We start from the raw sequence: 21,420 nt of genomic DNA, 5'->3' as shown, positions 1-21,420 counted from the left end.
TTGCGAACGTGGTTGTTGCGAACGTGGTTGTTGCGAACGTGGTTGTTGCGAACGTGGTTGTTGCGAACCGTGCGGGTTGCGTTGAGTGAGTTCATAGGAGTTGACATGTTTTACCTCGGAAAAGTTTATAACGGATATGGCGCACTTGTTGGTGGTGGCCTGGAATTAGATGGGGACGGAAAGCTTGTTCGCGTGCTCACGGCTCGCGAAGCAGAAAATGTTCGACGTTCGCATCCCTCGGGAGCGCGTGAAAGTTCCGCAGCTACCGATGAGCGGGCGGCCGTCGTCGAACAAAAACCTGTCGAACAAACACTCGCCCCCAAGCAGGCGCCAGCCACGGGAAACCCGCCCGAAACCGTCCCAAACGCACCCGAATATGCACCTCCATTTGTTGACGGCGCCCTCATTACTCCCGGTTTTGTTGATATTCACTGTCACGGTGGCGGAGGTTTCGCCTTCCCGGATAATTTCAAACCCGAGGAGATTGAAACAGCTATCTCCACCCATCAGCGTGGCGGCACAACCGCCATGCTCGCTTCTCTTGTCTCCCTCGCCGATCCGCTCCCCCAGATTGAGGCGCTTCGCCCCTTCTGTGAGCGTGGCGAGTTGGCGGGACTGCATTTTGAAGGTCCGTATATTTCTCAACAGAAATGTGGCGCCCAGAACCCGGCAGTTATCCGCCCGGTCGACGTGGACGAGTTGCGTTCGTGGCTGGATGCCTGCAAGGGCTGGATGAAAACCATGACCGTCGCCCCTGAAGCGCAAGGAGCGCGCGAGGCAGCCGATCTTCTCCTCGAATATGGCGCGAAGCCGTCCTGGGGGCACTCTAACGCAACCGGCGAAGAGGCACGCGCCGAACTCGATTATGTTGTTGAGGCACACGCTCGCACGCCACGTTTCCCCAAGGGCGATGTTCCGCAAACCGTCACTCATCTTTTCAACGCTATGCCATCGATTCAGCACCGCGCCCCCGGCCCGATTCGCGAATTCATTCAGGCCGGTAGACGTGAGGAGATTGCCTGCGAGGTTATTGCCGACGGGCACCATATCCATCCAGATTTGGTGGAAGATGTTATTGATTATTTGGACAAGAATGACGCAATGGGCGGGATTCCGCACGCATTCTTCGTCACGGATTCTTTGGCCGCGGCCGGCATGCCTCCGGGTAAGTACACCTTGGGTGGTTTAGCCGTGGAGGTTCGTAACGGCGTATGTTATTTGGAAGGTACGACGACGATTTCCGGTGGCGCTACCGTCTTGGCTGATCACTTCCGCCTTTTTGCCAGGCGCGGGAACCTGCATATCGCGACGCTTGTGCGCGCATGCGTCTCCGGCCCGGTTCACGCCGGGTCGCTGGAAGGCCTACCCGGTGTAACGCTTGAGTTCGAGCCGGGCGTGGCACCTAATTTCATTGTTTTCGACGAAGATTTCACGACGAAACACGTTGTGCGCGAAGGGAAAGACCTCACGTAAAAAGTTTTACTCTCAAGGTAATTCTCGCTAAAGCTGTCTCATCCCACACTAACCGAGGGATGAGACAGCTTTTTATTGTCCCCTGGACTGAAATGTTGTGAAATACAGGCTGTTTTCGCATTCAAAGACAAGCGCAAAGGCGGTAGATTCCTCGGCAACGTTACCCATCTCAACAATATCTGCGTATCCGAATTCACCCGGACCAATGTCAAGAATCACCCTTCCACTTATGTCAACGATTGCCCCATTTTTTCTCTCGTTGGCATCATGCGGGTGAACCAGGCACAAGGTTTCCATCCCTCTCGCCACCCGTTCATCGTGAGTTATATCGTCGGAAACATCGGCACTGTCCTTATGCGAATAAGATGCTTCAGAGCCACCCGCGCCCTCTGTACAACACGCGCCCGCCACGTCGCCATCTACCAGCTCGTCATTCACCTTCGCGCCCTTGTTCGCGAGCGCAAATAGTTTCGCATTGCATCCCGGGTCTGGCATCTGCGTGCGATCCGAATCCGGCACTAGCGTACGTTTCAAATCTGCCACTTGCGCGCGTTCCGAATCCGGCGCACTATTTACGCCACCCGGCCAGGGTTTCGGCACAGAAAAATGTACGCCGTCCGTCGAGTACGCCATTAAGCGCCCGCCTCTGCCTTGCAAACGGAAATTCGCGTAAATAACGTCATCAACAACCTCTAAGGTTGTCTCATCTAGCATGACTGGCCCATCCAAGGTTTTTTTAATTCCTCCAGATATGAACCAGGCATTATTCCCCTCCGCGCCTGCTTTTTCCTCATCATCATTCGCAACCGCTACGTTTTCTCCCGGGAACACATCTGTGGCGTTCGTCGTACCATCATTATTTTTCGCGACAATAGATTCAGATACGTCGACGATAACGCCTTTTTCTACGTGAACAACACGTATCTCAATATCGTTTCCGGTTTTCACAACATAGGGCAAAAGCGCTCGGCCACGCCACATCGGGGTCGAACCCGACGTGGCAAAAAGGCCGTCGCATCGAAGCTCCTCATAGAGACTATCTGCGCGACGATGTTTCAAATGATAGAGATCGGGCCCGTAAGCAATCCATGCTTCGAGCCGTTCTCCCTCAAATCGCGAACCGAAATACCCTATTTTTTCCGAAGCCGCGTAGGCGAGCGTCACCCCGTTATCATCCCATGCGATACAGGCGTCTCCGCACACGCGCGGGGTTCCCGGAACAGGCCGCGCAGCGCCCCAAGTTTCGCCGTAATCGGGAGACGTCATCATAAGAATACGGTTCGGGTTGGGCAGATCCGCCGCCATCGCGCCACCCAAACTTTCCCAATCAAAACCCTCGGTAGGATGCGGGCGCTCGTCGATTAACAGGGTAAGTTCCCCATTTCGGAACATGAGCGCCGGGATACGAAAATCCAGTGATTCCGTGCGCGAAAGAATACATTTTGGGGACGACGCAACAGCTAACTTTATTGAGGCAAAGGACATATACCCATTATAGTTGCCCATGTTTGCGTGAAGTAGCTTTTCGAAACATATACTAAAATTCATACGACGACATGCCGTTGAGGTGGCGTTTAAGTTGCGCATGTGGTTTACACGCCTCGACCTGGCGTTCACTTAACTTATTTAAGTTGAGTATGTAGCTTACGCGCTCCTCCGCTGCGTTTGCGTGGCGCGCCCTTGGAGGCGCACTAAAAAATAAATCCGATGAGCGCGCACACGCCAACAACACCCACCGCAACCCCGATAATTGTCGCAATCCATTCTTTGCGCTGTTTCGGGGTCACAAGCTCCAGGACGCGCGGTTTAAAAGGCAGTACCTGCGCCGAATTTTTCATCGCTTTGGGGCGTTTATATAGGAAGTCCATGAGCTCTTTTTGTGCCTGAGAAACTTCGCTGACGTTTTCGATTTCCGCATAACCTTTTTCCACTTGCCACAGGGGAAGGAGAGCGCCGGGGTGTTCTTCCTGAAAACCAGCTTGTTCTGCGCCGTGCACCGCAATAACCGTGCGGAAATCTTCACCACCGTCAACAGGGCGAGCAACGACGGGCAACATCACCACTGATTTTCTGCCCCGCTTCAATGTACGCGACACCGAATCCTCATCTGTCCCCAAAACTCTGGCGACCACCTCCACGCCGGGCGCCTGATTACGTTCCTCTTTACGGAGCCACGGGGACATTGCGCCAATCCCAACAATCGCCGCGAACACGAGCAAGGCAATACCTTTCGCACCCCAAAAACTCCACGGCAAAATAATTGGCCCAACGCCTCCGCCAATGGCAAGCCCCCACAGCGTTGCTACACCTAAACGACGGGCGCGGTCAATCGGACGGTCGGCCGGTACACGCCCCTTATCCCAAATTTCCGTAACAACCCGCGTTTTTGCCTTAGCCATATGTTCCTTCCCGGCGCGATGCCTCACGCCACTCTAGAGCAACCTTGCCACGCAAAGCCGTAGCGAAGCATCACCTTATTGTAGCGTTTTACTGTAGCGTTACCCCAGATTCCGTCACCTTAACCTGTATTTTCCAAGGTTCTTGCAGTAGTGCCTCCTCACGGCTCGTTTCGCCTTTGCCAAAAATAGTGAGCAGGGACGAGTCATACGTGTTTTTCACACGTCCGCCTTTCAGCGTCACCGTTCCTCGCGAACCGTTAAAATTCACGGCGTATTCGGGTTGCTCAATAATTTCCCGCTTCTTCAGAGACGAATGCCAGTATGAATACTCATCGCGTAACCCCAAAGGACAATTTTCAACATTTTTCTTGCTAGCCCCGCCACTCTTGTCGCCAGCATGGACCTTCACACATTGCGCCAGCCGTCCCTTCGCGAGCGCCACCGCTTTTTTCTTCGCCTCGTCAGTAGCATTTTCACTATACGACACGGTTTCTTCCCCGTCGGCTTCCACCTTCACGGCACCTTTCCCGGCGTAACTCAAATATTCTCCGGCCGGTGGCGGGCTCACCTCATAAGTTCCTGGAAATACAGTGAAATTCTCGTTGTCCGTAACGCTCACGTTCACGCCGTTCACGCTCATTATCGTTCCTGTGCGCGCGGAAATAATCAGCGTTCCAATGAGCCCTTCCGTGATATACCAACGGTTTCCATCCTCGTTGGTTTTTTGCGTCGCTTTCAGCGTGGCTTTGTGCCACTTCCCCGCCTGGGTGTAACTCACCTCAATCATCGCCTGCTGCCCGTTCACACTCACCGCGTCCACGGAGGTTTTTTGGGGCCGTTGCGGGGTTGCGGAATACACTTCGGTGGCTAAAAGGTTCGTGTTTTTCACGCCACCTATTACGCCGATTGCATTTCCGTCGCTACTGAGAGCTTGTAGGCGCGCCCCATCTCCTTTTTCGACGGCTTTCAAGTACGTCGTCGCAAGTTCTTGCGGTGTTGCGTTATACGTTGTCACAAAATAGCGTTTTCCCACAAAATATGCGCCGATTCCCAAGGCTACCGCCACAACGAGCGCGATAATGCGCAACACTATTTTTCTCCACGTCCAGTTTTTTTGCTGTCGCTGCGTTCGAGGCACGTGTTGCCCCCGATGTTGAGATGTTTCCTTGCGTTCCACCGTTATATGCGTGTGAGGGCGTCGATAATTCCGTCGGACCCTTCTTCAACAACCCGGAGAGTTTCCTCAAAATCTGCCGAGGATCCGCCCCAGGGATCGGGAACGTCCCATTCGCCTGCCGAATAGTAGAAGTCCGAGGTTGCGCGTCGCCCTGATCGGCGGTTTTCGTGGTCTTTTTCGAGGATACTTCCGGGACCGAAAATTCCGTGGGGCGCAAATCCAAGCCCCGACCCGTCGAATTCGCGCCAAAGATGTATTTTGGACAAATCCACTCCGCTTGCTTCGCATATACGACGAAGGGCGCGCGCGTGCCCTGTTGTCATCGCAAGAATAATGCCTGCTTTGTGGAGTTCTTCGCTTGTGACTCGATGCGCTTTATTGCGTGCAACTGTTGCGTACCCGTGAGCGGCAAGCACTTTGCGAGCGGGCGGATAAATGCTGTTGCCCTGCTCTTCATTAGATATGGCGGCACTCACGACGGTGTAGGCAAGCCCCGCTTTATCCATTTTATGTTGGAGGACAATTTCCCCCATCGGTGACCGACAAATATTTCCTGTGCAGATAACAAGAATATAGGGCGACTTAATCAGGGTGCTTTTTAAGCGCGATGTACTTAGGTCACAATGAGTCATAGAGCCAAGTCTAAGCGCGCATTATTAAATGTGGCAAATTTTTGGGTTTTTAGTACTGCGTTATACTTTTTTCTTTTCCACATGCCCGATACGCAAGCCGTTCGCCGTTTTGAAGCGTTTACAGATTATTGCGTTATGTAGAGGCCACTTTGCTACTTGCGTGGCTCTTTTCGCTATCACCCAACTTCTTCCTCTCGCCCGATACGCAAGCCGTTTGTTGCGTGGAAGAAATGCAGGGCGTGGGGGTAGGGCACCGCCCATATCGACGAACCTGTACACACAACCTTTGTTGGGGGAACCCTCAAAACAACATATCGCGACGAATCGTGGGTATTGTCCCCCGATCCAAAACTGGGAAGCCCGCTTGCGGTTTTCGTTGCCGAATCACTCTCGACCTCGCCATCCGTTTCCGCCGTCGCATAAATGTAACTATCCGAACCAAGGTTCTCTACCATGTCAACGCGAAGCGGAAGGCCTCCGGGACATTCTGTTTCACAAACCTGCTCGAATGCTTCGGGACGAATTCCAATAACGACGCTATCTTCTCCGTTTTTTTCGAGTTCGCGAAGAATATCTGCAGGCAGAGGTATGCGAAGATTCCCGAGCCGAGCATCTTTCCCACTCACACGAAACTCTCCCAGGTTCATGGCTGGCGAACCAATAAATCCTGCCACGAAAACATTTGCGGGGCGATTATATAATTCGTCCGGGGTGCCAACCTGGTAGAGAATACCGTCGCTCAGCACCGCGATTCTGTCACCCATGGTGAGCGCTTCCGTTTGATCGTGGGTGACGTACACCGTCGTCGTTTTCAGGCGACGTTGAAGCGTGGATATTTGGGCGCGGGTTTGGACACGCAGTTTAGCGTCGAGATTAGAGAGGGGTTCATCCATGAGGAAAACTTGCGGTTTTCGAACGATTGCGCGCCCCATCGCAACTCGTTGACGTTGCCCACCGGATAAGGCTTTTGGTTTACGGTCTAAATAATCTGTAAGGTCGAGAATTTCTGCAGCTTCATGTACGCGCCGTTCGATTTCTTCTTGTGGTGTTTGCGCAATTTTTAAGGCGAAACCCATGTTTTCTGCGACGGTCATGTGCGGATATAGCGCATAATTTTGAAAAACCATCGCAATATCGCGGTTACGAGGCGGAACTTTGGTGACATCTTGCCCGTCAATAATGATTTGTCCTTCATCGACATCTTCCAGTCCTGCCAACATGCGTAAGGAGGTGGATTTTCCACACCCGGAAGGGCCGATAAGAACAAGAAATTCGCCATCCTCAATCTCCAGATTGAGACGGTTAACCGCAGGGGTTTCTACCCCCGGATAGATTCGCGTTGCGTTGCGGAATTCTACCGACGCCATAATGTATTCCTCCACCGGCAGGTACGTGCCGGACGATCCGTGTGAAGTGGGTAATAGCGCTGGCGCTCTTCGCACCTTTGCTGAAGGCAAACTTTGCCAACGACCCATTTTCTCATGAGGGACAAGGGAGCACCAAGTTATCCACCACACCGACAACCGTTGCCAAGCCTTAATTTGTGCCATTACGCTTATAATGCAATGAAAATTAGACAACCATCACACACAAGCAATATGCCCTGTTGATGGGTTTACCCAGCTAAGGAGAGGTGTTCTATGTCGATACGTTCCTACTTCCCTCCCCTTCGCCGAAATTCCTCAACGATTATTTTTCTCGGATTCCTGCTATCCATCACCCTTCTTCTCACCTCGTGCGCTTTTCATCGCGCCGGAGAAAATACCGTCTCGGCTCAACCGGCCCCTCTCGCAACAGGACAGCCCGCAAAAGGTGGAACAATCCGGGCGGCCGTCGCATATACCGATACGAACCTCAACCCCGATACCGCAACGTCAACCCTTGCCGTATCTGCGAATTGGCACGTCGTTGAGGGACTCTATGAATTGGACATGCACACCCACCACCCTTATCGGGGGCTTGCGAAAGCCGATAGTCTCAAAAAAGTTTCCGATACGGAGTACGAAGTAACAATTCGCAAAAATCCGAAGTTTTCCACAGGGAAACCTGTCACCATGCACGATATCGTCGCATCTTTTGAACGTTCCCTAAAACCGAATAACGTCTACCATTCGCTCCTCAACTTTATCGATAAGGTCGAGGCGAAGGACGACACAACCCTCACAATTCACCTCAACCGCCCCTTTACACTCATGAAACAACGCCTGGCGCTGGTGAAAATCACCCCAGCTTCCCAAAGCGAAGAGGAGCGGAACACGAAACCTATTGGGAGCGGGCCGTGGGCATATGATTCCATTAGCCCAACTAGCATCACGTTCAGGCCCAACGAACATTATTCGGGCATCTATCCCGCCACCGCGGACCGCATGGAATGGCTACTTCTTAAGGACTCCACCGCCCGCGCAACCGCTTTTGAAAAGAAACACGTCGACGTTATGGAATCCGTGCCGGGGAAAATCGAAACACAGTTGAAAAACACGGGCGCAACGATAAAATCCGTTCAGGGATTCAACGCACCATTCCTCATGTTTAACACCCGCAAAACCCCGTTCAACGACGCCCGCGTCCGCCAGGCATTTTTCTACGCCATCAACACGAAAAAACTTATCGAAAAGGACATGGATAGCACGGCGAGCCCCACAACTTCGCTTCTTCCTCAAACACACAAAAACCATCACCGTGCCTCAAACATCTACACTTATGACCCGGATAAGGCACGCGAACTATTAGCCCAGGCGGGTGTTCATCATCTTTCCGTGACACTTCTGGCTTCCGACCATCCGTGGATTAGCGCCCTCGTTCGGGATATTACCCACGATTTAGAAGCGGTTGGAATCACCGTTAGCGTAGATACAAAGCCCTCCGAAGCAATCTATTCTTCCGAGACTGATATTGAGAATCCCACGTACGACGTGGTGCTTGCTCCCGGCGACCCTTCCGTTTTCGGCACGGACCCAGACCTTATGATGAATTGGTGGTACGGGGATAATATGTGGACCCAAAAACGAACAGGGTGGAAGGCGAGCCCCAAGTTCGACGAGCTCCACAAGATTCTCCGCCTAGCGTCGACGAAACAGAATGAGGAACAGCAAGAAGAATGGAATAAGGCACTCAACATTATTTCTGAAGAAGTACCTCTTTATCCGCTCTTCCATCGGCATATGGTCACGGCTTTCCGCGACGATAAAGTCACGAATTTTGCGCCAATTTCCTCGTCCGGGTTGACTTTCGTGAACGCGGGAGCCGACGGGGAAAAGGAAAAATAGATCCCACATCCTCTGGTTTTGGCCTATAGCCCTCCGATTTTGTCCTATAGTCGCGCTATTAACAAATCGCAAACATGCGGTAAGGGGCTCAACGCCTCACGCGCCAAGCCCCTTACCCTCACACATCACATCACGTACCCTAGAAATCCCAGTCGTCGTCGGTCGTGTCCTCAACTTCACCGATAACGTAAGAGGAACCAGAACCGGAGAAGAAATCGTGGTTTTCGTCGGCGTTTGGTGAAAGCGCGGCGAGGATTGCGGGATTCACGTCAATCTGATCCGGGCTGAACAGCGCCTCGTAACCGAGATTCATTAACGCCTTGTTGGCGTTGTACTTGAGGAATTTCTTCACGTCCTCCGTCAGCCCCATTTCATCGTAGAGGCTTGCAGTGTAGAGTTCCTCGTTTTCGTAGAGGTCTTGGAGAAGCGAATATGTGTAATCTTCGAGTTCTTCTTTGCGTTCTTTCGACGCTTTTTCCAACGCGCGCTGGAATTTGTAGCCAATGTAGTAGCCGTGAACGGCTTCGTCGCGAATAATAAGGCGAATAAGATCCGCGGTGTTGGTGAGCTTGGCGTGCGCAGACCAGTACATGGGCATGTAGAAACCGGAGTAGAACAGGAAGGATTCCAGCATGGTTGAGGCGATTTTGCGCTTTTCCGGATCGTCGCCACGGTAGTATTTCAAGACGATTTCGGCTTTTTTCTGCAGGTGCGGATTGTTTTCCGACCACTCGAAGGTTGCGTCAATTTCTTCCGTGGAAATGAGCGTGGAGAAGATTGACGAATACGATTTCGCGTGAACGGATTCCATAAACGCAATGTTTGTATACACGGCTTCTTCGTGCGGCGTAATCGCGTCCGGGATGAGGGAGACTGCGCCAACCGTGCCCTGAATGGTGTCTAGCAGGGTAAGCCCCGTAAAGACGCGGGTTGTTGCGAGCTGTTCGTGGGGTTTGAGTGTGTTCCACGACTGAATATCGTTGCTGAGCGGGACTTTTTCGGGAAGCCAGAAGTTCGCTGTGAGTCGATCCCACACTTCCACATCCTTTTCGTCCTCGATGCGGTTCCAGTTAATTGCTTGAACAGAATCGACGAGCTTGAGTTTCGGCGCAATCATTGTTCTCCTCGTTATATACGACGTTTCCCACATGTAGTGTTACGTGAACACTTTACACGCTATATGTAGTAGATTCCAGATTGGGTTTTCATTATTTATATTCACATTGCGCAACCCTTGCGCCACCTTACCTTTCCTCTTTTTTACGACGATGTAGCGCGCTTCCGTTTATCCGCCCTACCCACGTTTGACGAAAATGTTTAAAAAATTGCACATGCTGGTAAAATTCATTAAGGTAGTCCGTCGTCGCAAAAGAGAAAAATGCAGGATCTTCGAACCTTTAGCGAAAGCGTTTCACGATTAAGCCTCAACGAAATGCGCTACCTTTTCACTTTTGACGATCTTAAAAAAGGGGCATCTCTTGCACGGGGCAACACGCCTATGTCCTTAAATATTCGTGGCAACAACCTCACTGCTGAATTTGCTGACAGCCACGAAACAATAAAAACCGTTATTCGCAATCTTCATCCCTTCAATGCAGATTGCACATGCAACACGTTCTTGAACTGTCACCACATGGCGGCGGTACTTATATTTCTTGGCGCACCGGTTACGGAAAATTCTTGGCGCACCCTCTTGACGAATCTTCGTCAAGACTTCGCCACACATAGCAATCCCGAAGGAAAACTGAAACCCCTCGGCCTGCTCGTTTCACGAGGCCAATACGGAGAACTAACAGGAAAACTCCTGCCCGTCACCACAAAAAATAATGGAAAATGGGCACGCTCTAAACTCTCGTGGCCTTCCATCATGCCAAGCACCTGGAAAAGCGCAACCGACCAATACCTTCCACTTCACCTTAACGCACTACGCCAACTGCGCTCGGTGGCAACCGACCATTATCCGTGGGCGGGCGGGGAAACAACGCTATCGCAACTCGAATCGTTTGCTTTTTCCGAGTTGCAACGTTGCGTTCGTGCAGGCATACAGCTCTTTGTGGGAGATAGTCAAACCCCTCTTGTGTTGTCCGACAAACCGTGGGACGTCCAGGCACGCATCACATCGACAAGCGAATCCGACAATTTCTTGCTTCGTTTTGTTCCGCTTACTCCTGAAGGGCGCGCGGCGGAGGTTATTCCCGGTGCCAAGCCACCCCTGGCGATTGGGTACATGAATGGCGTGGCAACGTTAGCTGAAATATCGTCTAGCGTTCCGCCCTCAATTCTGGAGAAACTTGGGGTCAACACTGTTGAGATTCCGCACTCAGAGCTCGCGGAATTTGAAAGCTCGATTTTAGGAATTCTCCCCGATTCTATCGACATCAATTCTCCTGATGGCAGCTACGCCCCCGGAATTTTTAGCGCCCCTCACCTACATCTGCATATTTCGCGCCACCGCAATGATTCTTCGACACCCGGTAGATCTTCCCGGCGTTTGAATACTACCGATTTTTACGACGACGACATTCCGGGTCTCGGTGCCAGGTATTTTTCACCACCCACTCCTCTTATGGGGGAAAAATTTGACCTCGAATGGCAGATTCACCGCACACTGGAATCGCCTCACACGGGAACGCGAACAGTCGTCACCCCCTTCCTCGACCCTTCGCAGTTAGAAGAAGGGAGCGCGCCCACTGTTTCCACAAAAACAACCACACCCACATCAACAACTCAGCCCACCAACCAGCCCGAACCCAGCGCAAACTCGCATTCAGATCCTTTAGCCCTAGCAACAAAACTGTGGGAAAAAGCTTCACTTTACGGACAACCGAACTTTACGGGTATCCACACCATAACTTTCGACATCTACACCACAGTCCGGGAACGGCTTCTCCCGAGTTTCGACAACACCCCCATCACGTACAGTTTCGATACGGACGCGGATATCGTCGTCGTTGAAAAACCTTCCTCCATCACGACGCGCGCCACAAGGCGCAAAGATTGGCTGGAACTCGACGTAGTGATCGATGTTGAAGGCACAGAAATTCCGTTGCCGATTGTGTATGAGGCGCTTGCCACAGGGCGCGATTATGTTGATTATTCCGGGCTTATCCTGCACCTTGGCGAGGATTTTAATTCGTTACGGCGTCTCTTACTTGACGTGGCTGCATTGGGTGAGGTCAAGCCTGATTCGATTCGAATTCCCTCGGCGCGAATGCATGCGCTGGACTTTGCCCACATTGAGGCCGGGCGGGAGTTGCGCGAAAAATTGCAGCACATGCAGGATCTTGCCAATCCGGTTCCTGTACCAAACACTGTGAACGCGCAGTTGCGCCCCTATCAGGTTGAGGGCTTTTCGTGGCTCACGCATCTGGCGCGCGCAGGGATGGGCGGACTGCTCGCCGACGATATGGGGCTGGGGAAAACGCTCCAGTTGCTCACAATGATTGAGGAGGTGCGCTCCGCACCTGCAAACTCCGCCCCTTCAAACACACGTCGCAAAACCCGCCAGCGTAAAGGCCACACCTCAACAAACGCAACAACGCAACCGCCGGTTCTCGTCGTCGCACCAACATCGGTTGTGTCTACGTGGGCTCAACAAGCCGAACAGTTCACGCCACATCTGCGGGTCGAAACCGTCACGGCTGGGCGAAAGAAACGCGGGAAGAGCCTGGAATCTATAACGCACCAGGCAGATGTTATCGTCACCTCCTACGCTATTGCTCGCATGGATCGTGAAGAATATCGGAGTCTTGAGTGGGGTGGGCTTATTGCGGATGAAGCTCAGGCAATTAAAAACCCCTCAACCGTGGGGTATAAAGCGTTGCAGATGCTTGAACGTCCCTGGACTTTTGCCGTCACAGGTACGCCTGTGGAAAATTCGCTCAACGATTTGGCGGCCCTTCTCGCCTTGTGCACACCGGGGCTGCTCCCCTCGCGAGCCTCTTTTGCGCAAAACTTCCGCAAACCTATTGAAGAATATGGGGACGAAAATACCGCGGAAATATTGCAGCGTCTCATTCGCCCCTTTGTGATGCGACGCCGCAAAGCTGAGGTTGCCACCGATTTACCCCCGCGTATTGTGACGGATATTTCGGTTGATATGACCCCGGATCATGCCCAGATGTATCGGCGTCGCCTTGAACGCGAGCGCCAGGAAGTGTTGGGGCTGGTGGATAATATTTCCGAAAATCGGGTGTCTATTTTGGCTTCGCTTACCCGCTTGCGCCGCACGGCTATTGATCCGGGACTGTACGAGGAGAAAACGCGGGTGAAATCCGCTAAAACGGAGTTCCTTATTGAACATTTGCGTGTCCTGCTACCGGAAGGTCACCGTGTTCTTGTGTTTTCACAATTCCCGACGTATTTGAAGCGTATCGCGAAGCGGTTGCGTGAAGAACACATCAGTTTTTCGTATTTGGACGGGGCAACTCGGAACCGTGATGATGCGATTGCTGATTTTAAGGCGGAGGACGGGTACTCCCCCGTGTTCCTTATTTCTTTGAAAGCGGGCGGAACTGGCTTAACGCTGACGGAAGCCGATTACGTGTTCATTATGGATGCGTGGTGGAATCCTGCGGTTGAGGAACAGGCAATTGATAGGGCGCACCGGATTGGACAGGATAAGCCTGTGAATGTGTATCGTTTAGCATCCAAAGGGACAATTGAGGAGAAGGTTGTTGCCCTGCAGGAACATAAACGCAACCTTGCAGAACTCATTGATGCCGGGGCGAGTGGTCCGATAAGTGCGGAAGATGTCCGTGAACTTCTCAACTTGCCACCCCTATATTAATGATTCTGGGTTAGTACCATAGGCCACCTGATATGTTCCATAAAATTTCATGGGAAATAACCATCTATAGAGGATTACATGCTGGCGTTAGCATCTAGGCACATCTATTAGTGTTTCTCGGCATCATTTTGGTTCTGACACGCGGGAGAAACATCCTGCCCTCGCTTTTATCGTCGGGAACACAAATTAATATCGAATACTGGATTGCGCAGGCCACTGAATCTGAGAAACCCCACGCAACTACCGCCCTAATCTACAAGTGGCATCCCGAAAAGCATAGTGAGAAGACGATCGTTAACAAAAATAACATTCCGCCCAACACGTTGTTTCGTAAGAAAACCCCGCTCTGCAATATCCGATAACCACCGGGATGCTGTTTGACGTTGCGCAAGGTTCGCATTAACAACATCCTCTATGCGTAAATAAGGTTGTGTAAACATGACGCGAGTTAGCTCCACAATCGGATATTTCGGAAAAGCGGCCCGAAGGTTCGTTTCCATCTCGGTCTTTACGTCATCAGCTTTTTCGACGAGATTCAACGTCCACGTGGCAGTAGATTCTATCCCCGCAAGCATGAAAAGAATCCAAGGTTCCCAGGCATCGTCACGGGTAACGGCATTCAGCTTCGCATAATAGTCGTCCTTGTGGCGGAGAATATATCCGGAGAGATAAAGAATAGGTAGCTCCAAAAGCTCCGCCTCAATAAGCATGAGAATGTTGAGAACTCTTCCAGTTCGCCCATTTCCATCGTAAAAAGGATGGATGGCTTCGAATTGGTAGTGCGCCAAGGCCAAAACGATCAGCGGGTCAAGACCGTGCTGAGCGTGAATAAATTTTTCCCATGCGGAAAGGTGCTTCTCAATAACCGCTTTACCTTCCGGTGGCGTATATAGCCTAGTTCCGCGTACTGGATCCCCGATATACGTGCCGGTGGTGTCGCGTATTCTCGCGGGGCGTCCGTGAATGTGCGAGCAGATCTCTAGTGCGGTTGAGGTTGTGATAGGACGACGGGACAGACTCGCGAAACCTGCGCGTAAAGCTTCACGATACCGAAGAGCTTCTTTTACCTGCGGGGTTTCATGAGCTATTGCGCCATGGGCTGCACGAAATAGTTCGTCATTGGTTGTCACAATATTTTCAATCTCATTGGAGGCCTGGGCTTCCATGAGGGGAACAATGTTAATAAGCATTGTTGGATCTGGAAGACGTTTACATGCGCCATCAAGGCGCGCTAGAGCTCGGCTCGCGCTCACGGTTGCTTTCAGCACAGCTCTTGTTTCAACCATGTGAGCCGGAGGCAAAGGCGGTAAGTCCTGATAGGGACGGTCTGGATGCATCCACATGTTTACAGTGTAACCATAACAACGAAACGTGTCGAAATTTTGCAATAATTTCGACACGTTACCTCAATACGTCGAAAAAATCCCAAAATTTCGACATATTCTTGACCCCGCCCAGCAGAAGATATTACATGTTGCCTGCTCTTCGCATGTACCACTGCACAATAATTCCCGTTACAGTGCAACACGCAACCCGCGCTTTCCACATGTTTTCGCGGTTTTCCGCAATAAAAATTCTGAGATAAATTCTGAGATTTTCTGAGAAAACACACAAAAGGCGCTCTTCTCCACTCAGTAGTAGAAAAGAGCGTCTTTAAAGAGAGCCTTTAATTAGACACGTTTCGTCGATGACTCATCTACAACATGCCCAGCCTCTCCGCGAACACGGTAATATCGATCTTCCGCGCGCAGAGCGCCCCGGAAAATCAGCACACCGCTCGCGCAGCGCCTACAACATGCAGGAAACGCAACCCTGCACTTCGGTTCCCGTAAGCGCCTGCTGGCGAATACGCATGTAGTACAAGGTCTTAATTCCCTTGCGCCACGCATAAATGTAATTGCGGTTGACGTCGCGAGTTGTCACGGTGTCCGGGTAGAACAGCGTGAGGGACAGCCCTTGATCGACGTGCTGAGTTGCCACAGCATAGGTGTCGATGATTTTTTCTGGGCCGATTTCGTAGGCGTCCTGGAAATACTCCAAATTGTCGTTCGTCATGTGCGGTGCCGGATAGTACACGCGCCCAATCTTGCCTTCCTTACGGATTTCAATCTTGGAAACAATCGGGTGAATTGAGGATGTCGAATTATTGATGTACGAAATCGAACCCGTCGGCGGAACCGCCTGAAGATTCTGGTTGTACATTCCGTACTTTTGCACGTTCGCCTTCAGCTCCACCCAATCTCCGCGCGTGGGAATATGGTGCCCAGCCTTAGCGAAAAGCTCACGCACCCGCTCGGTTTCCGGCGCCCACACCTTGTCCGTGTATTTATCGAAATACGCGCCACTGGCGTAGGTGGAATCCTCAAAGCCTTCAAAGGTTTCCCCGCGCTCCTTCGCAATCAACATGGATGTGCGAATGCAGTGGTATGCCACGGTATAGAAGTACATATTGGTGAAATCGAGCGCCTCTTCAGAACCGTAATAGATGCGTTCGCGCCCCAAATACCCGTGGAGATTCATCTGCCCCAAGCCAACAGCGTGCGACATATCGTTACCGCGTTTAATGGAGGGCACGGAGTCAATATTGGTTTGATCGGACACCGCCGTCAGCCCGCGCACCGCAACTTCCACGGTTTCGCCCAAATCTTCCGAATCCATCGCCTTCGCAATGTTCAACGAACCAAGATTGCAGGAAATATCCTTCCCCACATGGCTGTAGGAAAGATTCGGGTTGTATGTGCTCGCCTCCGAAACCTGCAGAATCTCTGAACACAGGTTGGACATCGTAATTCTGCCCTTAATCGGGTTGGCACGATTCACTGTATCTTCGAACACGATATAGGGGTATCCGGATTCGAACTGGATTTCCGCCAGCGTCTGGAAGAACTGGCGCGCATTAATTTTGCTCTTGCGAATCCGTTTATCGTCGACCATCTCGTAATACTTTTCACTCACGCTAATGTCGGAAAGCGGCACCCCGTACACGCGTTCCACGTCGTATGGAGAGAAAAGATACATGGGTTCATTTTTCTTCGCCAAATCGAAGGTAATATCAGGGACGACGACACCCAGGGACAGCGTTTTAATACGGATTTTTTCGTCCGCATTCTCGCGTTTGGTATCGAGGAACCGCATAATATCCGGGTGGTGTGCGTGAAGATACACGGCACCCGCCCCTTGGCGCGCCCCCAACTGGTTGGCGTAGGAGAAGGAATCTTCCAAGAGTTTCATCACGGGGTTCACGCCCGAGCTCTGGTTTTTGATTTTCTTAATGGGCGCACCCATTTCGCGCAGGTTCGTGAGGTTAAGCGCCACCCCGCCTCCGCGTTTGGACAGCTGGAGTGAAGAGTTAATTCCGCGCGCAATGGATTCCATATTGTCTTCGATGCGCAGAAGGAAGCAGGATACGAGTTCCCCGCGTGCAGCTTTCCCCGCGTTCAAGAATGTTGGGGTTGCGGGCTGGAACCGACCCTGAATAATCTCATCCACGAGTCGCTCAGCGAGTCTCTCATCCCCGGCAGCCAAGAACAGCGCCACCATGCACACGCGATCTTCAAAACGTTCAAGGTAGCGCGTCCCGTCCCATGTTTTTAGGGTGTAGGACGTGTAATACTTGAACGCTCCCATAAATGTTGGGAAACGGAATTTGTAGGAGTAGGCGCGTTTGAACAGGCTTTTAATGAACTCGAAATCGTATTGATCAAGTACGCGCTGTTCGTAGTATCCTTCGCGCGTGAGGTAGTCCATTTTTTCTTCCAGGTCGTGGAAGAACACGGTGTTGTTGTTGACGTGCTGTAAGAAGTATTGGTGGGCTGCTTCGCGGTCGGCGTCGAATTGAATTTGCCCGTTCTCGCCGTAGAGGTTAAGTTTCGCGTTGAGCGCGTGGTAGTCCTTTGCGGGGTCGCGAAGTTCTTCTGTTCCAGTGTCGGTTAGTGTGTTTGCCAAAATTCCTCCAGGCCTTGACGCACGGCTTCCACATCGGTTGCGGTGCCGAGTAATTCAAATCTATACATGAGTGGTACGTTGCATTTTTTCGCAACAACGTCCCCCGCTAGCCCGTAGGCTTCTCCAAAGTTGGTATTTCCCCCAACAACGACGCCCCTAATGAGGCCCCTATTATGTTCGTTATTGAGGAATCTAATGACGGGGCGTGGCACTGATCCGCGCACGGCACCGCCACCGTATGTGGGGAGAATCAGAACGTAGGGCTCGTCCGCCTCGGGCGCTTCCCCGTGGATGGGGATACGTAGCGCTGTTTCCTCAGTTCCGTTAATAACTTTTTGTACGAAACGGTGTGTGTTGTTTGTGGGCGACGAAAAATAAACGATTCGTGCCATTTAAGCTACCCGGATTGAGGCAGCCACCGCGACGGCTTCGCGAATTGCTTCTGGGCGGTAGCCGGACCAGTGTGTGCCTGCCTGCGTCATCACGACGGGTACTTGGCGGTAGCCGAGTTCCACAATTCGATTGTAAGCAACGGCATCTTTGCTCACGTCAATGAGGTCGTATTCCACGCCAGCCTTGTCGAAGGAACGCTTTGTTGCGTTACATTGCACGCAGTTCGGCTTGGTGTAAATGGTGATACCCATTGTTTCTCCTTGTTTTTTTGTACGACGACGAAAGTGTTGGACGGCATCTGCTAGGCGGATGCCTTTGGCGCTACCGGGGTGTCTGTTACGGTGAGCTGGACACCCTTCGGTAAAACCTCTGTGCAGGATTACATACTACCTGTAGTGGTTGAGCCGTACAACAAACACAACACCTAGTGTTATTAAATTAGGCGCCTAAGTAAGATTGGCAATGTTGCTATGGTGAACAAAATGCCTACACATGGGCGAAAATTTTTCTATACAATACACGCGCCACCAAAAATGTGATGCGCGCCACTCCTTGGCGTGTTGCGTGCTGTTTCTTCTCAAGAAGGGTGAGCGGCGGTTCCGTCGTACCTATCAAGGAGCAAGAAAAGGTCCACGCACAAGATATGGGAATGGCAACGCATCCGTCGCACAACATACGGGATGAGGGAAGAGCGCTCGATTTACGCAACACTTATGTGCGCGGTCGAGAACGACGGGCGTAGGCGGCTAGTGGCATGAGAGTAACGGGCGTAAGGCTCACCCGTTACGAAGCCATGCGCTTTATGCTACAGCACAATATTCGGGTAGCGCAGGACACGACAAGATCCAGGTTTGTGGGACCAACAAGATCCAGATTACGCAGGATGCGCGTTTAGGAAAGGGTTGCTCCAATTTGAAGGAGTTTCATAACGCGCTTGGAGGCGTGAACAAGATTAACGTAACCTTCTTGCAATGCGTCCCTCATGGTACACGGCTTATCAACGATGGGAACCAACCCCACAAAACCGCTGTCATAAAGCTCCTCCACGCCTTCACCAAGATGCCCTGCGAAGGCGATAATGGGGATATTTCCTTCCTCGCGGGCTATGCGCGCAATTCCGGACAGGGTTTTACCCATGAGGGTTTGACGATCCATCGAGCCTTCACCGGTGAAAATAATCGTTGCGCCACGGATAGTTTCGCGAAGCCCAATGGTTTCCATTACGAGGTCTACGCCGGATTCCAGGCGTGCACCGAGGAATGCGAGGAAGGCGAAACCAAGCCCTCCTGCAGCGCCAGCTCCCGGCAATTCATGCACATCGTCCTTGCCGGAAACCTCAACAAAATTACGCAACACGCTGTCAAGGAACAGAATATCTTCATCCGTAGCGCCCTTTTGAGGCCCATACACCGCGCTCGCCCCACGCCAGCCAAGTAACGGGTTATCCACATCGCAGGCAACACGAAGTGTCACATTGTGTAGACGTTCATCAAGCCCGTCCGTGTCGATAAAGGTAAGACGTTCGAGCTCTGTGGGGGTTGTGCCGATGGGGTCGCCTTCGTCGTCGTAAAAACGCATTCCCAGGGCGCGGAGCATACCGGCACCGCCATCATTGGTTCCGCTACCACCCAAACCAATCAAAATATCCGTGGCGCCCTCATCAAGGGCGCGGAGAATCAGCTCACCCAAGCCGAAGGTGTCCGCGGCGCGAATATCGCGATATTCAGGAGCCACCTGCCCTAAACCAACGGCGCTGGCGGCCTCAATAATGGCGGTTTTTCCAGACATTGCGAGCTCTGCCTCAACGGTGTACCCCTGAATTCCTTCTACCGGGACAGGGAAAACGCGGGCGTTCAAGGCATCTCGCAGGGACTGGGCGAAACCCTCACCGCCGTCCGCCATAGGAACTTCAACAATATCCGCATCGGGAACCACCATTCGGATTCCTTCCGCGAGCGCGGACGCAGCCTGCGCCGCCGTCATGGATTCTTTAAAACTATCGGGGCAACAGACTATTTTCATAGCGTTCACGTTAACTTCTACGCACCTTTCGGTTGTGGACACTCGCTTTCCACAATTTTACCTAATACGTGCCCCGGACAACATGGGGAAGCCCTAAAACGACGCTCTACGAACTGTGGCTGGAAAGGTAGCCCCCTTCCAGCCACAGAAAATATGTTGAATGTGAAGAAACTACAGCGAGCGAACTGCCGTAATTAACCGCATTACGCGCTCTGATGCATTCATCAGATTGGCGTAACCATCTCGTAATGCGTCGTTTAATGTGCAGGGTTTATCAACAATGGGAACCAGGCTGATAAAACCATGCCTGTAGAGTTCTTCAACTCCTTCTCCGAGTTTGCCCGCGAAAGCGATAATCGGAATATTGCCTTCCTCGCGAGCAATACGGGAAATACCCGAAAGGGTTTTCCCCATGAGTGTCTGGCGGTCCATAGCCCCTTCACCGGTGAAAATAAAACTTGCGCCTCGAATCTTTTCACGAAGCTCCACGGTTTCCATCACGAGATCAACACCTGATTCAAGGCTTGCTCCCAAGAAAGCAAGGAAAGCGAAACCTAGGCCTCCGGCAGCCCCCGCACCCGGAATGTCCTGTTGATTACTCAATCCTGACACTTCTGCGAACCGTGCCAACACGCCGTCAAGAAAAGCGACGTCTTCTTCACTTGCGCCTTTTTGAGGTCCGTAAATCGCGCTCGCTCCTCGTGGCCCCAGAAGAGGATTATCCACATCGCAGGCAACACGGAAACTAACATCTTTAAGACGTGCATCCAATCCGCCCATATCTATAGATGCAATTGAAGCCAGCTGTGCAGGAGTGGTTCCGATTGGCTTGCCACCGTCGTCGTAAAAACGTGCTCCCAAAGCGCGGAGCATACCGGCACCGCCGTCATTTGTACCACTACCTCCAAGGCCCACAAGAATTTCGCGGGCTCCCTCATCGAGAGCGCTGAGAATCAGCTCGCCTAACCCGAAAGTGTCCGAGGCGCGAATATTGCGCTGCTGGGGCGGGAATTGCCCAATACCCACGGCGCTCGCGGCATCAATAATTGCGCGTTCTCCCGCCACCGCAAGATCCGCTTGAACCTTTTGTCCCTGCGTACCCGCAACGGTTACGGACATAACTCGGGCATGAAGAGCGTCGCTGAGCGATTGGGCGAAACCTTCACCTCCGTCCGCCATGGGGACTTCCACCACATCAACGTTAGGCGCAACAGCTCGTACTCCTTCCGCGAGTGCGGAGGAAGCCTCGGCCGCCGTCATAGATTCTTTAAAACTATCGGGACAACACACAATTTTCACGGTTTTCATCCTCTGTATTCTGTTC

The 21,420-nt window shown here is 52.1% G+C and carries 15 protein-coding genes; 3 read left to right on the top strand and 12 right to left on the bottom strand.

All coding sequences use genetic code 11. The features are described 5' to 3' along the window. Positions 1–105 precede the first annotated feature (105 nt). The gene (locus G445_RS0103340) at positions 106–1,473 is read left to right on the top strand and encodes an N-acetylglucosamine-6-phosphate deacetylase (protein ID WP_022866151.1); all 1,368 of its coding nucleotides are present in this window, start codon (positions 106–108) and stop codon (positions 1,471–1,473) included. Positions 1,474–1,545: 72 nt separating this feature from the next. On the opposite strand, the gene G445_RS10765 is transcribed toward G445_RS0103340, so the two are convergent. From G445_RS10765 to G445_RS0103310, 5 genes are all read right to left on the bottom strand, one after another. Then, entirely contained in the window at positions 1,546–2,958 is a 1,413-nt protein-coding gene (locus G445_RS10765) for a sialidase family protein (RefSeq protein ID WP_156825537.1), read from the bottom strand. Positions 2,959–3,164: 206 nt separating this feature from the next. Further along, on the bottom strand, positions 3,165–3,872 hold the full coding sequence (locus G445_RS0103330) for a hypothetical protein (protein WP_022866149.1): 708 nt from the start codon (positions 3,870–3,872) through the stop codon (positions 3,165–3,167). Positions 3,873–3,960: 88 nt separating this feature from the next. Continuing rightward, a complete protein-coding gene (locus G445_RS0103325; RefSeq protein ID WP_022866148.1) occupies positions 3,961–4,962 on the bottom strand; it encodes a hypothetical protein in 1,002 nt (333 codons plus the stop codon). 89 nt (positions 4,963–5,051) lie between these two features. After that, complete coding sequence (locus tag G445_RS0103320) at positions 5,052–5,681, bottom strand: low molecular weight protein-tyrosine-phosphatase (RefSeq protein ID WP_051126995.1); 630 nt, start codon at positions 5,679–5,681, stop codon at positions 5,052–5,054. A gap of 176 nt (positions 5,682–5,857) precedes the next feature. Further along, complete coding sequence (locus G445_RS0103310; protein WP_022866145.1) at positions 5,858–7,048, bottom strand: ABC transporter ATP-binding protein; 1,191 nt, start codon at positions 7,046–7,048, stop codon at positions 5,858–5,860. Between the two features lie 273 nt (positions 7,049–7,321). Between G445_RS0103310 and G445_RS09490 the strand changes: the two genes are divergently transcribed. Continuing rightward, entirely contained in the window at positions 7,322–8,947 is a 1,626-nt protein-coding gene (locus G445_RS09490; protein WP_022866144.1) for an ABC transporter substrate-binding protein, read from the top strand. A 139-nt stretch (positions 8,948–9,086) separates the two neighbouring features. Here the strand turns inward: G445_RS09490 and nrdF are convergent, their stop codons facing one another. Beyond that, positions 9,087–10,064, bottom strand: a complete 978-nt coding sequence (nrdF, locus tag G445_RS0103300) for a class 1b ribonucleoside-diphosphate reductase subunit beta (protein WP_022866143.1) — start codon at positions 10,062–10,064, stop codon at positions 9,087–9,089. 261 nt (positions 10,065–10,325) lie between these two features. Between nrdF and G445_RS10760 the strand changes: the two genes are divergently transcribed. Further along, complete coding sequence (locus tag G445_RS10760; protein ID WP_022866142.1) at positions 10,326–13,736, top strand: DEAD/DEAH box helicase; 3,411 nt, start codon at positions 10,326–10,328, stop codon at positions 13,734–13,736. Positions 13,737–13,984: 248 nt separating this feature from the next. On the opposite strand, the gene G445_RS0103290 is transcribed toward G445_RS10760, so the two are convergent. The 6 genes from G445_RS0103290 to G445_RS0103265 all read right to left on the bottom strand — a co-directional run bounded on the left by G445_RS0103290 (position 13,985) and on the right by G445_RS0103265 (position 21,404). Further along, a complete protein-coding gene (locus G445_RS0103290) occupies positions 13,985–15,079 on the bottom strand; it encodes a Fic family protein (RefSeq protein WP_026420909.1) in 1,095 nt (364 codons plus the stop codon). Between the two features lie 445 nt (positions 15,080–15,524). Continuing rightward, the gene (gene nrdE / locus G445_RS0103285; protein WP_022866140.1) at positions 15,525–17,681 is read right to left on the bottom strand and encodes a class 1b ribonucleoside-diphosphate reductase subunit alpha; all 2,157 of its coding nucleotides are present in this window, start codon (positions 17,679–17,681) and stop codon (positions 15,525–15,527) included. Beyond that, positions 17,666–18,073 (bottom strand): class Ib ribonucleoside-diphosphate reductase assembly flavoprotein NrdI, encoded by a 408-nt coding sequence (nrdI, locus tag G445_RS0103280; RefSeq protein WP_022866139.1) that lies wholly within the window; start codon positions 18,071–18,073, stop codon positions 17,666–17,668. Before nrdI ends, nrdE begins: the two co-directional genes overlap by 16 nt. Continuing rightward, complete coding sequence (nrdH, locus tag G445_RS09480) at positions 18,074–18,325, bottom strand: glutaredoxin-like protein NrdH (RefSeq protein WP_022866138.1); 252 nt, start codon at positions 18,323–18,325, stop codon at positions 18,074–18,076. It abuts the gene before it with no gap. 640 nt (positions 18,326–18,965) lie between these two features. Beyond that, positions 18,966–20,096 (bottom strand): glycerate kinase, encoded by a 1,131-nt coding sequence (locus tag G445_RS0103270; RefSeq protein ID WP_026420908.1) that lies wholly within the window; start codon positions 20,094–20,096, stop codon positions 18,966–18,968. A gap of 171 nt (positions 20,097–20,267) precedes the next feature. Beyond that, a complete protein-coding gene (locus G445_RS0103265) occupies positions 20,268–21,404 on the bottom strand; it encodes a glycerate kinase (protein ID WP_022866136.1) in 1,137 nt (378 codons plus the stop codon). Between the last annotated feature and the right edge of the window lie 16 nt (positions 21,405–21,420).

Source organism: Actinotignum urinale DSM 15805 (assembly GCF_000420445.1).
In the GTDB taxonomy this organism is placed as follows: Bacteria; Actinomycetota; Actinomycetes; order Actinomycetales; family Actinomycetaceae; genus Actinotignum; species Actinotignum urinale.
Note: the sequence above shows the minus strand (reverse complement) of the source record. Positions and strands in the feature narration are given on the sequence as shown.